This is a genomic window from Saccharopolyspora antiqui (assembly GCF_052246905.1).
Lineage (GTDB): Bacteria > Actinomycetota > Actinomycetes > Mycobacteriales > Pseudonocardiaceae > Saccharopolyspora.
In genome coordinates, this window is sequence record NZ_JBQQBO010000033.1 from 1 (window position 1) to 12,762 (window position 12,762).

General features: G+C 67.9%; 13 protein-coding genes. 9 read left to right on the forward strand and 4 right to left on the reverse strand.

All coding sequences use genetic code 11. The annotated features are described in order from the left end of the window. The first annotated feature begins 379 nt into the window (after positions 1-379). Both ACTWQN_RS33965 and ACTWQN_RS33970 read left to right on the forward strand, forming a co-directional pair. Positions 380-1,591 (forward strand): cytochrome P450, encoded by a 1,212-nt coding sequence (locus ACTWQN_RS33965; protein ID WP_443207750.1) that lies wholly within the window; start codon positions 380-382, stop codon positions 1,589-1,591. Between the two features lie 30 nt (positions 1,592-1,621). Further along, the gene (locus tag ACTWQN_RS33970) at positions 1,622-1,816 is read left to right on the forward strand and encodes a ferredoxin (RefSeq protein WP_443207751.1); all 195 of its coding nucleotides are present in this window, start codon (positions 1,622-1,624) and stop codon (positions 1,814-1,816) included. A 29-nt stretch (positions 1,817-1,845) separates the two neighbouring features. On the opposite strand, the gene ACTWQN_RS33975 is transcribed toward ACTWQN_RS33970, so the two are convergent. Continuing rightward, positions 1,846-2,472, reverse strand: coding sequence for a GyrI-like domain-containing protein (locus ACTWQN_RS33975; protein WP_443207752.1), 627 nt, complete (start codon positions 2,470-2,472; stop codon positions 1,846-1,848). Next, on the reverse strand, positions 2,459-3,049 hold the full coding sequence (locus ACTWQN_RS33980; protein ID WP_443207753.1) for a PadR family transcriptional regulator: 591 nt from the start codon (positions 3,047-3,049) through the stop codon (positions 2,459-2,461). The genes ACTWQN_RS33975 and ACTWQN_RS33980 overlap by 14 nt, the downstream gene beginning before the upstream one ends. A gap of 525 nt (positions 3,050-3,574) precedes the next feature. On the opposite strand from ACTWQN_RS33980, the gene ACTWQN_RS33985 reads away from it, so the two are divergent. The 4 genes from ACTWQN_RS33985 (at position 3,575) to ACTWQN_RS34000 (ending at position 5,233) form a co-directional block, all read left to right on the forward strand. After that, the gene (locus ACTWQN_RS33985) at positions 3,575-3,829 is read left to right on the forward strand and encodes a hypothetical protein (protein WP_443207754.1); all 255 of its coding nucleotides are present in this window, start codon (positions 3,575-3,577) and stop codon (positions 3,827-3,829) included. Between the two features lie 4 nt (positions 3,830-3,833). Next, positions 3,834-4,073 carry a hypothetical protein gene (locus ACTWQN_RS33990; protein ID WP_443207755.1) on the forward strand — a complete coding sequence of 80 codons (240 nt, stop codon included), beginning with the start codon at positions 3,834-3,836 and terminating at the stop codon, positions 4,071-4,073. 336 nt (positions 4,074-4,409) lie between these two features. Beyond that, positions 4,410-4,883, forward strand: a complete 474-nt coding sequence (locus ACTWQN_RS33995; RefSeq protein WP_443207756.1) for an NUDIX hydrolase — start codon at positions 4,410-4,412, stop codon at positions 4,881-4,883. Between the two features lie 68 nt (positions 4,884-4,951). Continuing rightward, on the forward strand, positions 4,952-5,233 hold the full coding sequence (locus tag ACTWQN_RS34000) for a hypothetical protein (protein ID WP_443207757.1): 282 nt from the start codon (positions 4,952-4,954) through the stop codon (positions 5,231-5,233). A 152-nt stretch (positions 5,234-5,385) separates the two neighbouring features. Here the strand turns inward: ACTWQN_RS34000 and ACTWQN_RS34005 are convergent, their stop codons facing one another. Beyond that, positions 5,386-6,147 carry an IclR family transcriptional regulator gene (locus tag ACTWQN_RS34005; RefSeq protein WP_443207758.1) on the reverse strand — a complete coding sequence of 254 codons (762 nt, stop codon included), beginning with the start codon at positions 6,145-6,147 and terminating at the stop codon, positions 5,386-5,388. 91 nt (positions 6,148-6,238) lie between these two features. Between ACTWQN_RS34005 and ACTWQN_RS34010 the strand changes: the two genes are divergently transcribed. From ACTWQN_RS34010 to ACTWQN_RS34020, 3 genes are all read left to right on the forward strand, one after another. After that, on the forward strand, positions 6,239-7,402 hold the full coding sequence (locus ACTWQN_RS34010) for a pyridoxal-phosphate-dependent aminotransferase family protein (RefSeq protein ID WP_443207759.1): 1,164 nt from the start codon (positions 6,239-6,241) through the stop codon (positions 7,400-7,402). 113 nt (positions 7,403-7,515) lie between these two features. Continuing rightward, positions 7,516-10,470, forward strand: coding sequence for an FAD-binding and (Fe-S)-binding domain-containing protein (locus ACTWQN_RS34015; protein WP_443207760.1), 2,955 nt, complete (start codon positions 7,516-7,518; stop codon positions 10,468-10,470). A 216-nt stretch (positions 10,471-10,686) separates the two neighbouring features. After that, positions 10,687-12,006 carry an SLC13 family permease gene (locus tag ACTWQN_RS34020; protein ID WP_443207761.1) on the forward strand — a complete coding sequence of 440 codons (1,320 nt, stop codon included), beginning with the start codon at positions 10,687-10,689 and terminating at the stop codon, positions 12,004-12,006. 59 nt (positions 12,007-12,065) lie between these two features. Here the strand turns inward: ACTWQN_RS34020 and ACTWQN_RS34025 are convergent, their stop codons facing one another. After that, positions 12,066-12,524, reverse strand: a complete 459-nt coding sequence (locus ACTWQN_RS34025; protein WP_443207762.1) for an MEKHLA domain-containing protein — start codon at positions 12,522-12,524, stop codon at positions 12,066-12,068. Positions 12,525-12,762 lie beyond the last annotated feature (238 nt).

Below are 12,762 nucleotides of genomic sequence, written 5' to 3' on the forward strand. Positions count from 1 at the left end.
GTGAGGTGGACGATTTCGCGCGAAATCGCCGTCTCCCATGCGGGGCGGGTGGCGATTGCGCGCGAAATCGCCAGGTCTGCCACCCGCACCGCGAAGCAGGACGAGTTCGAAGACAGGCCCTCAGAGGTCTTCTCGTCTGCGGGATCCCCGACTCATGTATGTCCACACCACGTCGAGGCAGGCCTCGCGAGAAGACCTCGGAGAACCCGCGGCGGTGCAAGCTGCGAGCGTGGGAGGAAGCGGCTCACGCCGCTTGCCTGACGACCACCCCGCGCTACGCCCAATCCGCGCGAGCTCTCAACCCCTCGAACATTACTGGCAGTGCATGCCAGAAAATACTAGAGTCGGCGGTGCCAAGAGACACCACAGGAGGAGAGCCATGAGTGTTGCTCCCGAGCGCCTGCAGATGCCCTTCGAGAGGCCGAACGTGCTCGATCTCGCGCCCCTGTACGAGGTGCTGCGTCGAGAGGCGCCGGTCGCGCCGGTCACCACCCCAGCCGGTGACCCCGCATGGCTGGTCACCCGCTTCGACGAGGTCCGCGCGCTGCTGAGCGACAAGCGGCTCGGGCGCTCCCACCCCGAGCCCGAGCGGGCATCGCGCATCACGACCGCCGCCGTGCAGGACGGCCCAACGGGCAACTACGAGACCGAGGAAGCCGACCACAGCCGGATGCGCCGCCTGCTGACACCGGCGTTTTCGGCCAAACGGATGCGGATGCTCTCCGACCACGTGCAGAGCCTGGTAGACGGCTACCTCGACCAGTTGGTCGCCGAGCACGCCACCGCACCCGACGGAGTCGTCGACCTGCACGCCGGGTTGGCGTTCCCGCTGCCGGTCGCGGTCATCTGCCAGCTGCTGGGGGTGCCCGAGAGCGACCGCGAGCACTTCCGATCGCTCTCCGATCGGATGGCCACCTACTCCAGCGGGGGCGACGCCCACCAGGCGCGGGCGGAGTTCGGCCAGTACATGGCGGGACTGGCCGAGGCCAAACGCGCCCAGCCGGGCGAGGACGTGATCTCCGACCTCGTGCGCGCCCAGAGCACCGACGAGGAGTTCGACTACGCCGAGATGGTCCGGCTGTGCGTCGGGCTGCTCTTCGCCGGGCACGAGACCACGGTCAACCGGATCGGACTCGGCACCCTGTTCCTGCTCACCCGACTCGATCAATGGGAGGCGCTGACCGCCGACCCCGCGGGCCGGGTCAATGCCGCGGTCGAGGAGATCATGCGCCTGGGGGCGCCGGGCGATCTCGGCCTGCTGCGCTACGCCCACACCGACCTCGACGTCGCCGACGTCACCATCCACCGCGGCGATGCCGTCATCCTGTCGATCAACGCCGCCAACCGCGACCAGTCCGCCTACTCCGACGCCGAAACCTTCGACCCAGCACGGGAGGAACGCGCCCACCTCGGGTTCGGGCACGGCGCGCACTTCTGCATCGGCGCCAGCCTCGCCCGCACCGAACTGCGAATCGTCTTCGCCGCCCTCGCCGAGCGCCTGCCCGGGTTGCGCCTGGCCAAGGACATCGACGAGCTGGACGTTCGCCCCACCATCACCGGTGGTGTCACCGAACTGCCGGTGACCTGGTAGTCGCAACGCCGCTGCGGAGAAGAGAAACCCATGAAGGTGATCGTCGATCAGGACAAGTGCGTCGGCTCCGGTCAGTGCGTGCTGGCCGCTGCGGACGTGTTCGACCAGCGGGACGAGGACGGCATCGTCGTCCTGCTCAACCCCACCCCGCCAGCGGAGCTGGCTGCCGACGTCCGCGACGCCGCGGCGATGTGCCCAGCCCTGGCCATCACCGTCGAGGAGTGACCGCCAGCCCACCGCATTTGTTGTCGTCACTATGTTTGGCTCGCCGTCCGAACGGGTTGTCGGAGGATGGTTTTGAGTTTGGCGGGCGCGGTTCGGCGGTGGTCGCCGAGGTAGATCTCGTGGTGGTGCCCGGACATTCGCAGGTTGTTGGCGGCGAGGTACTCGTGATGGAGCCTGGCGAGTACGGGTCCTTCGTCGTCGTAGGGTCCGACGTGCAGGAGGTGGGCGCTGGTGCCTTCGTGCAGGGTCTCGCGGCGGATGTCGGCGATCGTGGGGAGGTTCTTCTTCGCTAGCGCGGCCTGTTTGGCCTCGCCGATGAGGTCTTCGGTGATCCAGTCGGGCTGGCTGATGAGCATGCGCCAGTGCCAGGCGTCCTTGGTGCGGGTGGTGAACACCTCCGGGCGGTCGGACCACCACAGCCCTTCGAGCGGCCCGACGACGAAGTCCCTGCCGAGGTTGCGTTTGCTGCTGAACTTGATCGTGTAGGCGACGGCGTAGAGGGCCTCGACGGCGCGGGCGTAGTCGGCGCTGGTGTTGGGGTCGCCGCGCCCGTCGATGGCGATGAACTGTTGTGCGGGCATGTCGACCAGCGCCCAGTCGGTGTTCTTCGGCGCGTAGCACTGCTTGAGTTCTCGTTTGACGTCATAGCGGGTCATGGCCGCCTGCCTTCCTGGCGGGGGGCTTGTTGGGAGGTTGGTTGCCGAGTTCCGCCGCCCGGTAGGCGGCCAGCCACTGCTGTTCGGCGGCCAGTTGGCCCAGTGCGTAGTCGAAGATGGCGCGGATGAAACCGGGCAGCTCAGGTTGGGCGTCGCGGGCCGCGCCGATGGTGGTGATCTTCTCCGTCAAGGCTGCGGCCCGCCGGTCAAGCGCGGCCCGGAGACGCTCGGGCTGGATGACCGGTTGGTTGGCCAGACCGACCAGGATGGGCGGGAACACCGGCCGGAGTTCGGCCACCGCCGCCTCGGCCGACCGCGCGCACGCCCGGCGCCCCTCGGCCGTTGGCCCGTATATCCGACGGGCTTTTCCCCGCGCTGCTCGCGACGTGTCGACCTCGGCGATCAGGCCACGGTCACGGAGTCGGGCCAACAGGTAGTAGATCGAGCTGAAGCCGATCTCGGTCCACTCGCGCATACCGCGGGTGTTGATGACTTCGTCCAGTTCGTAGCCGTGTCTCGGCTTCTCCACGAGCAAGCCCAGCACAGTCAGCTCGGCGGGCGTCAGGTCAGCATCCACCCGTCTATTCTAGTACTAGAATAGACGATGATCCCCAGCAACGGCGTCCCCGACGCCGTGACGATCAACGGCCAGCGGGTCACCGGGTTGGGTCACGCGGCCTTGCGTCGTGGGCGGCCCAGCATTGTGCGATGTGGACGGTTGCCGGGTATCGGACGGCGAGTTTGTCGAATCGTGTTGCCACGGCTCGGTTTTGCCTGAGCTGGTTGATGCCTCGCTCGACCGTGTTGCGTTGCTTGTAGATCGGGGCGTCGAACCAGGATAGGCGTCCACCTCGATCCCGCAGCCCTTCGCCGGACTGCTCCAGCAGCACGTCGACCACTACTACGGCTACCCGCTGTAACCAGAGGTTAGCGCTCCGCCGTTTGACCATCCCGCCCGTTAGGCCGCTGCATAACCCGGTTTGCTGAGTGTATAAGCAAAAAGCGCCTGACGGTTCTCGCGGTGAACCTGTCCGTCGCGCTTCTTGCAGGACGAGGTCTCGGCATACAGCATCATCGCGCAACGAGATGGAGCAGACCAGCGATGACGGACCAGACGAAGGATCCCGTTGCGGTAGAAACGGCTCCTGGCCGCAGTTTTGTGTTGCCAGACGTGATCAGTGCGCTCCCCGAGGACATCAGCCCGCACTGTCGCCAGGTCGATGAGCATGGCGAGGAACGGGCAAGGCCCTATGTGCATGCCTACTTCGGTTCCGAGCGCAAGGGCGAACGCTATATCCGGCAACGCATTTTTCACTACGCATGCCACGTGTTTCCCCAGGCGAACACGGAGCGTTGATCGCGTGGTGGAAATGGCGCACGAGGAGGAGGCGAGGTATGTGCGGCTGGTTGCCGAGATCGCCGATGGTGACCTTGGCCAGCGCGAGGACGTCAGGCAGTTCCTGCACGATCTCGCGTACTTCGTCACCGGTAATGTGCGCTGGTCGCAGCTGACCACGCGCTATCTCGTCGACGAGCAGGACGGCAAGCCCGTTTGTCCCGGAGAGATCGTGTTCGAGCGGAGACCAACCGTCTTCGTGTAGGCGTCCGCCGGTCTCTGACCGCATCAATGACGGAATTTTCATACGCAGCGGGGGTTCGCTCGCGCGGGTCTGGCACGGCGCATCCGGTCGACGCCCAGCTCGGCCAGTGCCCGACCGCTCCGGCTCCTGTGCCGGTTTTGGAGATATCTGCTCAGCCTGGTGCTGTGACCTCCGACCAGCACCAGCGCCGCGCTCGGCCACCCCGACCCCGGCCGAGCATCCAAGCCTGCAAACAACAGATCTCTGTCCAGCATGGACGGAGCGCTGTTCGTTTTTCGGTGCCTTGGCGGTTAGGCCGTGTCCCACGGATCACGGATGTTTCGATACGGTGCGGGGATGAGTCTCCGGTTGGCTACGTACGCTGTGTGCATCGAGGACGGGCGGGTGCTGCTCGCCCGCTTCGTATCACCGAGCGGCGAGAGCAACTGGACCCTTCCGGGCGGCAGGGTCGAGCACGGGGAGGATCCGTTCGACGCGGTGATCCGAGAGGTTGCTGAGGAAACCGGCTGCGAAGCTGTGATCGAGCGCCTGCTGGGCGTGGATTCGAGGGTGATCCCCGTGGCCGAACGCCGCGTGCCCAGCCCGCTCCCGCACCAGAATGTCGGTGTCTTCTACCGGGTCCGGATCACCGGCGGCGAGCTACGGCCCGAGCCGAACGGCGAGACCGCCGAGTCGGTGTGGACGCCGATCCCCGACGTCGCTCACCTTCGCCGGTCATCACTGGTCGACGTCGGTCTCGCCCTGGCACAGACCGTTCCGGCAACCGGCCATGTTGCTCCCGTTCCGGTCGGCGGCCTGATCCAGCACTGAGGCCGAAACCACCGATATGACGGCTCCTTGGATCATAGGGTGGCGGTCCGGCCCTGTTCATGGAAACCGTGCTGGCTAGTAGGTCCAGTTGGTGCCGGTGCCTCGGTATTGCTGGACCGGAATGGGGTGGGTGCCGGGTCGCCCAGCAGCACGTCCTGCCGCCGCAGCGGACTTTCCTGCGCACCGGTGCGCGGTTGCAGGCCAGCGCCGCGGCGCTGCAACACGCCTGGCAAGGCGCCGAGCGGCACCTGCACGGCGGTGGGCGGGACCTGCTGCGCTCCCGGCAGGCGGCTGCGCTGCTGGCCTGCGCCCGCTGGAGCGGTGGATCGCGCCGCGACCGGGCCCGATAAGTCCCGTGCGTCGGAGTCGAGACCAGTGCCCGTTTCGCGCCTGGGCCGCCCGGCTCGGCGAGTCGAGGTGCGGTTCGCCGGGCGAGTCTCGAAAAGGGATTTTCAGGCGACGGGCTGGCACCGGGGGCACGCGGCAGGTGCGCCAGAGCCTGTCAATTGGCGTGTTCCGGCGTCTCGTATCCGAGCCGGGCGCCGAGGTTCCTCGCTGCCTCGCCCACCGCGAGGCCGAAGACCGCTTCGGATTCCTTGGTCAGGCGGCTCATCGGGATGTTCACGCTGAGGCTGGCGATCGGCTTCTCGGGGCCTTCCAGCACGGCGGCGGCGACCGAGCCGACATCGGATCGCCATTCCCCGTGGTTGACGGCGAACCCGCACTCCCGGATCCTGGCCAGCTCGGCGAGCATCTGGTTCGGATCGGTGATCGTGTCGTCGGTGTAGCGCGGTAGCTCGTCGGCGAGCAGGCGTTTCAGGACATCCGGGCCGCTGTTGGCGAGCACCGCCTTGCCGTTGGCGGATGCGTGCAGGGGCAGCGCGTGGCCCAGGGCCATGCTGATGCGCAGTGGATTGGACGTCTCCAGCCGCTCGATCAGGACGACCTTGTCCTCCTCGGGAACCGTGAGGTGGATGGTCTCCTCGGTGCGCTGGCGCAGGTCCTCCATGATCGGCGTGGCCGCGTCGCGCAGGCCGAGGTCGCCGCTGGCGCGCCCGCCGACCGCGAGCGCCTTGGTGGTCATCACCCACCGCCTGACCTCGCCAGAAGCCGGGCGTATCCAACCGGCCGTGTTGAGGGTGAGCAACGCGCGCTGGACCGAACTCTTGGGCATGTCCAGCGCGCGGGCCAGCTCGCCGACGCCGATCGGCTGCCGCGTGGCGACCTCTTCCAGCACCCGGAGGGTGTTCAGGACGTTGCGCACTGCCTTGACTCCTCAACCCGTGGTGCTTACTCTCGCTGCGCTTTCGCGCGGCACAGCGTACCACGTCACGGCACAGATAGGGCTGGGTGTAATGACCGCTAGCAGTGGACGGCACTTCCTGCAGATCCCCGGACCGACCAACGTTCCCGACCGGGTGTTGCGCGCCATGGCGCAACCCACGATCGACCACCGCGGACCGGACTTCGCCGAACTCGGGCTGGACGTGCTGCAACGGGTCAAGCCGGTTTTCGGCACCAGCGGTCCAGTCGTCATCTACCCTTCCTCAGGCACCGGAGCATGGGAAGCGGCGCTCGTCAACACCCTGTCGCCCGGCGATCGCGTGCTCGCATTCGAAACCGGTCAATTCGCCACCCTGTGGCGCGAGATGGCGCAAGGCCTCGGACTGGTCGTCGACTTCGTCCCCGGCGACTGGCGGCGGGGCGTCGATCCGGCGGTCGTCGCCGAACGGCTGGCCGCCGATGAGCAGCACAGCATCGCCGCGGTGATGGTCGTCCACAACGAGACCTCGACCGGAGTCACCAGCCGCGTGCCGGAGATCCGGGCGGCCATCGACGAAGCGGACCACCCCGCGCTGTTGCTGGTCGACACGATCTCCTCGCTGGCCTCCATCGACTACCGGCACGACGAGTGGGGCGTGGACGTCACGGTCAGCGGCTCGCAGAAAGGCCTGATGCTGCCGCCGGGCCTGGGTTTCAACGCGATCAGCGAGAAAGCGCTCGCCGCCGCCGAAGGGGCGCGGCTGCCGAAGTCGTACTGGGACTGGGCGCCCATCATCGAGGCCAACGAGCGCGGTTTCTACCCGTACACCCCGGCCACCAACCTGCTCTACGGGCTGCGGGAGGCGTTGACCCTCCTCGAAGCGGAGGGGCTGCCCAACGTGTTCGCCCGGCACAACCGGCACGCCGAGGCGACCAGGGCCGCCGTGCGGGGTTGGGGTCTGGAAGTGCTGTGCGCCGACGAACGCGAGTACTCCAGCTCGCTGACCGCCGTGCTGTTGGGCGAGGACCACAACGCGGACAAGGTCCGCCAGATCATCCTGGACCGCTTCGACATGTCACTGGGCACCGGTCTGGGTAAAGTCGCCGGCCGTGTGTTCCGCATCGGCCACCTCGGCGACTTCAACGACCTGACGCTGGCCGGCACCCTCGCCGGTGTGCAGATGGGGCTCGAACTGGCCGGAGTGGCCATCGATCCCAACGGCGTCCAAGCCGCTCTGGAGGTATTGCGCGCCTAGCGGAATCAGCGCTGCGCAGCGCCGATTGCGCAGCGCCGATTCCGCTGACGGAACTGATGGCCGGGCTCGCGGTGGCGCCGGCCGCGACACGAAAACGGTGGAAAGGACCCGCGATGACCGCCCCCACGACTGACGCCTCCGCGACGCCGCAAACCCTCAGTTCGCGCTTGGAACGCGCGCTGCGAGCCACGCTGGACGGCGAGGTCGCCTTCGACGAATACACCCGCCACCTCTTCTCGCGCGACGCGAGCATGTACTCGATCACGCCGCTCGGCGTCGCGTTCCCGCGCCACGCCGACGACGTCGCCGCAGCGGTGCGGGTCGCTGCCGAGCTCGGCGTGCCGATCGTGCCCCGCGGCGCGGGAACGAGCCTGGTCGGCCAGACGGTGGGGCCCGGTCTGGTGCTCGACATGTCCCGGCACATGCACCGGATCATCGAGATCGACCCGGTGGCCCGCACCGCGCTGGTGGAGGTCGGCGTGGTGCAGGACCAGCTCAACCAGGCCGCCGCCGCCCACGGGCTGATGTTCGGCCCGGACACCTCCACCAGCAACCGGGCCACGATCGGCGGGATGATCGGCAACAACTCCGCGGGCAGCGGCTCGCTGACCTACGGCATGACGATCGACCACGTGCGGGCGCTGGACGTGGTGCTCTCCGACGGCTCGCGCGCCCGGCTGGAGCCCGTCGACGAAGCCGAGCGGGCCCGCCGGGCGTCGGCGGAGACCCTGGAAGGCCGGATCTACCAGGCGCTTCCGGAACTGGTCAACGCCAACGCGGACGTCATCACCGCGAAGATGCCGACGTTCTGGCGGCGCGCCTGCGGTTACCGGCTCGACCGGGTGGTGGGCTTCGGGCCGGAAAAGCCGTTCGACCTGGCCAAGTTCGTGGTGGGTGCGGAAGGCACGCTGGTGATCGCCACCCGCGCGCTGGTGGACCTGGTGCCCAAGCCCCAGCGGACGGTCTACGCGGTCGGCCACTTCACCGACACGGCGAGCGCCATCTCGGCCACCACGGATGCGTTGGGCTGCCACCCGCACCAGGTCGAGCTGATGGACCGCACGATCCTGGAGCTGTCCCGGCAGAAGATCGAGTTCGCCGAACTCGGGAACGTGCTCGTCGGTGACCCGGGCGCGCTGTTGTTCGTCTCCTTCACCGGCGACGACGAAGCGGAGCTGATCGACCAGCTCGACCGGCTCGATGCGCGGTGGCGGGAGAACGGGCACGGTTACCACACGCTCCACGCGGTCACGCCCGCCGAGCAGGCAGCGCTGCTGAAGGTCCGCAAGTCCAGCCTGGGCCTGCTGATGTCCGCCGGTGAGGGCACCCGCCGCCCGCTGGCCTTCGTCGAGGACACCGCCGTGGATCCGGTGCACCTGGCGGAATACACCAAGCGGTTCAAGGAAATCCTCGACGACCACCAGTTGGAGGCGGGGTTCTACGGCCACTGCTCGGTGGGATGCCTGCACATCCGCCCGTTCGTCGACCTGACCAATCCCGACGAGGTCGCCAAGATGCGCACCGTCGCGGAAGCGGTCAAGGACCTCGTCGCCGAGTACGGCGGGGTGAACTCCAGCGAGCACGGCGACGGCCTCGCCCGCAGCGAGTTCAACCGGGAGATCTTCGGCGACGAGTTGTACGAGGCCATGCGCGAGGTCAAGCACCTCTTCGACCCCGGCAACGTCATGAACCCGGGCAAGATCGTCGATGCGCCGTCGATGACCGAGAACCTGCGCGACCGCGACGCGCTCCCGCCCGCCCCGCCGCTGCGGACGACGTTGCAGTTCGAGGTCGTCGGCGGCATGCGCGGGGCCGCGGACCGCTGCATGAACATCGGTGCCTGCCGGAAGTCCACCGCGGGCGTGATGTGCCCGTCCTACATCGCGACGAAGCACGAGGAGCACTCCACCCGCGGCCGGGCCAACGCGCTGGTGAAGGCGCTGTCCGAACCGGACCCGCACGCGGCGCTGGGCGGCGAGCGGCTCCACGAGATCCTCGACCTGTGCCTGATGTGCAAGGCGTGCAAGAGCGAGTGCCCGATGAGCGTCGACATGGCCTCGCTGAAAGCCGAAACACTCGCGCACCACCACGAGATCCACGGAGTCCCGCTTCGGTCCCGCGTGTTCTCCTCGATCCGCGCGCTCAACCGGATCGGCTCGGCGACCGCCCCGCTGTCGAACCTGCCCGGTCGGATCGGTTTCCTGCGCAGGCTCCTGGACAGTGCCCTCGGCATCGCGGCGGCCCGCCCGCTGCCGACGTTCCAGCGGGTCAGCCTGCTGCGGTGGTTCCGCCGCCGGAGCACCGCGCCGCGAGGCACCGCGCCGCTGGGCGCGGTCACCTGGCTCGCCGACTCGTTCACCACCTACACCGAGCCGCACATCGGCCAGGCGGGCATCGAGTTGCTGGAGCGGTCGGGCTGGCGGGTCGACCTCGCCGGTGGCGGCTGCTGCGGACGATCGAGCATGTCCAAGGGACTGGTGGACGACGCGAAGAAGAAGGCGTCGGCGCTGGTCACCTCGCTGGCGCGGGACACCGCACCGGACTCGCCGATCGTCGGCTGCGAGCCGTCGTGCGTGTTCATGCTGCGCGACGAGCACGCGGCGCTGCTGCCCGACTCCACGGCGTCGCGCGCGGTCGCCGGGCGCGTCAAGCAGGTCGAGGAACTCCTCGTCGAGGCGATCGACGCGGGTCGGTTGACCCTGGGCGCGGACTCCTGGCTCGCGGGGCGGCGGATCGTCTTCCACGGCCACTGCCACCAGAAGGCCGAAGTCGGCACCGCGGCCACGGTCGCCCTGCTGCGCCGGATCCCGGGGGCGCAGGTCGTGGAGATCGACGCGGGCTGCTGCGGGATGGCGGGCTCGTTCGGTTTCGAATCGGAGCACTACGAAACGTCCATGACCGTCGGCGGGGACCGGTTGTTCCCGGCGCTGGCGGCGGAACCGGAGGACACGATCGTGGCCGCGACCGGGGTGTCGTGCCGACAGCAGATCTTCCACGGAGCGGGCCGCACCGCGTGGCACCCGGTGGAATTGGTGCGCGAGGCGCTGGCCGCCCGCGACCACGAGTAGGAGAGGCCATGCGCGTAGTCCGCTACTGCCGCGAAGACGAGGAGGCGACGTTGGTGGCAGAACCGAAACCCTGAGCGGGCCTGGACGCCCGCACGCGAAGCGGTCACCGGTGGCGGACAACGCGGGAGACCCGAAGCCGCCGCTGCGAGATTTTTGTCGTCGCACCAGAAAATCCACAAACCCCTGCGAGCCAACGTAAGCCTCGAAGGAGCGTCGATGTCCATACAAATACTCTCGATCATCGGCCTGGTACTGATCTTCGCATTAGCGACCGTGCGTTCGGTGAACATGGGAGCGGTCGCCTTCCTGGGCGCCTTCCTGCTCGGCACGTTCGTCTTCCAGAAGTCCGGTGATGACCTCTTCTCCGGTTTCCCCGGTGATCTCTTCGTCACCCTGGTCGGCGTGACCCTGCTGTTCGCCATCGCCAAGGCCAACGGCACGGTCGACTGGCTCATCCACGCCGGCGTGCGGGCCGTGCGCGGACGAATAGCCCTCTTCCCGTGGGTGATGTTCCTGATCACCAGCCTGTTGACGATGGTGGGCGCCGTGGTGCCCGGCGCGGTGGCGATGATGGCGCCGGTCGGGCTGAACTTCGCGACGCGCTACCGGATCAACCCGCTGCTCATGGGGTTGCTCATCATCAACGGTGCGAGCGCGGGTGGCTTCTCGCCGATCAGCATCTTCGGCAGCATCACCAACGGTGTCGTGGAACGCAGCGGCCTGCCGGGAAACCCGGTGATGCTGTGGATCAGCTCGCTGCTGTTCAACACGCTGCTGAGCGTCGTGGTGTTCTTCATGTTCGGTGGGAAGAAACTGCTGGGCAGGCGCGTCACCACCGATCCCGCACAGCAGGACGAGGACGCCGACGAGCCGGGCGGTGGGGGTGGCGCGACGACCGCGACCCGCACGAGCACAGCGGTCGCCACCGAGGTCACCACCTTGAACGCGCAGCGGATCGTGACGCTGGTCGGCCTCGTGGCGCTGGCCGTCGGCGCGCTGGCGCTGGAGTTCGACGTGGGCCTGCTCGCGCTGAGCATCGCCACGATCATCATCCTGCTTTGGCCCGAGGTCACCAGGAAGTGCGTGTCCGAGGTCGCCTGGCCCACCGTGCTGCTGGTCTGCGGCGTGGTGACGTACGTGAGCCTGATGGAGAGCGTGGGCACCATCGACTACCTGGGCAACAGCGTCGCAGGCATCGGGGTTCCGCTGCTGGCCGCGTTCGTCATCTGCCTCATCGGTGGCGGGGTTTCCGCGTTCGCGTCGACCACCGGCATCCTCGGCGCGCTCATCCCGCTCGCGGTGCCGTTCCTGCTCACCGGGCAGGTCGGGTCGGTCGGCTTGATCATCGCACTGGCGATTTCGGCGTCGGTGGTCGATTCCTCCCCGTTCTCGACCAGCGGTGCGCTCGTCATCGCCAGCACCCCGGAGGAGGCTCGGGACACGACGTTCAAGCGGTTGATGGCCTGGGGCATGAGCATGATCGTGATCGCACCCGTGTTGTCGTGCGCGATCTTCGTGCTGCCCGGCTGGCTCTGACGGAACCGGGGTTCGGCTGCCGCGCCACCGAACCCCGGACCAGCGCCCTCAAGAGGTGATCAGGCGTCGCGCCACCGGCGGAACAGCGCTGCTTGGCCGTGCTGGATTCCGTTGCTGTCGATGAGGTTCCACATGGTGACGTCCTGGATCCAGAACCGGCGCCCGGATTTCGCGATGCGGATTCCGCGGTAGCCCTCGGCGTAGCCGTGTTCGTGCACGGCCGCGATGAGCTGGTCCCGGTCTTCCTGCCGATCTGGTTCCGCGGACAGGCGAGATGGCAGTTCGGTGAACTCCGCCCAGCTGTACTCGAAGCACGTCTGGGAGATCCGGTTCGCGTAGGTGAAGACCGGGTCTGCCGCGGCGTCGTGGGCCAGCAGACCGAAGGGCGCGTCGTAGTACAGCCACGACGCTGGTTCTCGCGACTCCGGCACGAGCGGCTCGCCGACCACCCGGTGGTAGCTGCCGCGCAGCAGGTCGGCGAAGGCGGGATCCAGCGCTCGGGAGTCACCTGAGCTCATAACAACGAGCATAAGAGCGAGCATAAGAGAGTGTGCGGGTTGGTTTGCGTGGCGGTGCGGGTGGCAGACCTGGCGATTTCGCGCGAAAACGCCACCCGCCCCGAATGGGAGACGGGGATTACGCGCGAAATCGCCCACCTCTAAGCCACCGCGAGAACCGCCATCGTCGTGAACTGGGCTAGTGTTCGCGCGGTGACAGGGCGTTGCGCGGTGGGCTTTTCCGCGCCAGTCGGGTGGA

Excerpts from the sequence above, each read along its gene's own strand:
- ACTWQN_RS33965 (WP_443207750.1), top strand. The coding sequence starts at position 380 with ATGAGTGTTGCTCCCGAGCGCCTGCAGATGCCCTTCGAGAGGCCGAAC.
- ACTWQN_RS33970 (WP_443207751.1), top strand. The coding sequence starts at position 1,622 with ATGAAGGTGATCGTCGATCAGGACAAGTGCGTCGGCTCCGGTCAGTGC.
- ACTWQN_RS33975 (WP_443207752.1), bottom strand. The coding sequence starts at position 2,472 with ATGACCCGCTATGACGTCAAACGAGAACTCAAGCAGTGCTACGCGCCG.
- ACTWQN_RS33985 (WP_443207754.1), top strand. The coding sequence starts at position 3,575 with ATGACGGACCAGACGAAGGATCCCGTTGCGGTAGAAACGGCTCCTGGC.
- ACTWQN_RS33995 (WP_443207756.1), top strand. The coding sequence starts at position 4,410 with ATGAGTCTCCGGTTGGCTACGTACGCTGTGTGCATCGAGGACGGGCGG.
- ACTWQN_RS34010 (WP_443207759.1), top strand. The coding sequence starts at position 6,239 with ATGACCGCTAGCAGTGGACGGCACTTCCTGCAGATCCCCGGACCGACC.
- ACTWQN_RS34015 (WP_443207760.1), top strand. The coding sequence starts at position 7,516 with ATGACCGCCCCCACGACTGACGCCTCCGCGACGCCGCAAACCCTCAGT.
- ACTWQN_RS34020 (WP_443207761.1), top strand. The coding sequence starts at position 10,687 with ATGTCCATACAAATACTCTCGATCATCGGCCTGGTACTGATCTTCGCA.
- ACTWQN_RS34025 (WP_443207762.1), bottom strand. The coding sequence starts at position 12,524 with ATGAGCTCAGGTGACTCCCGAGCGCTGGATCCCGCCTTCGCCGACCTG.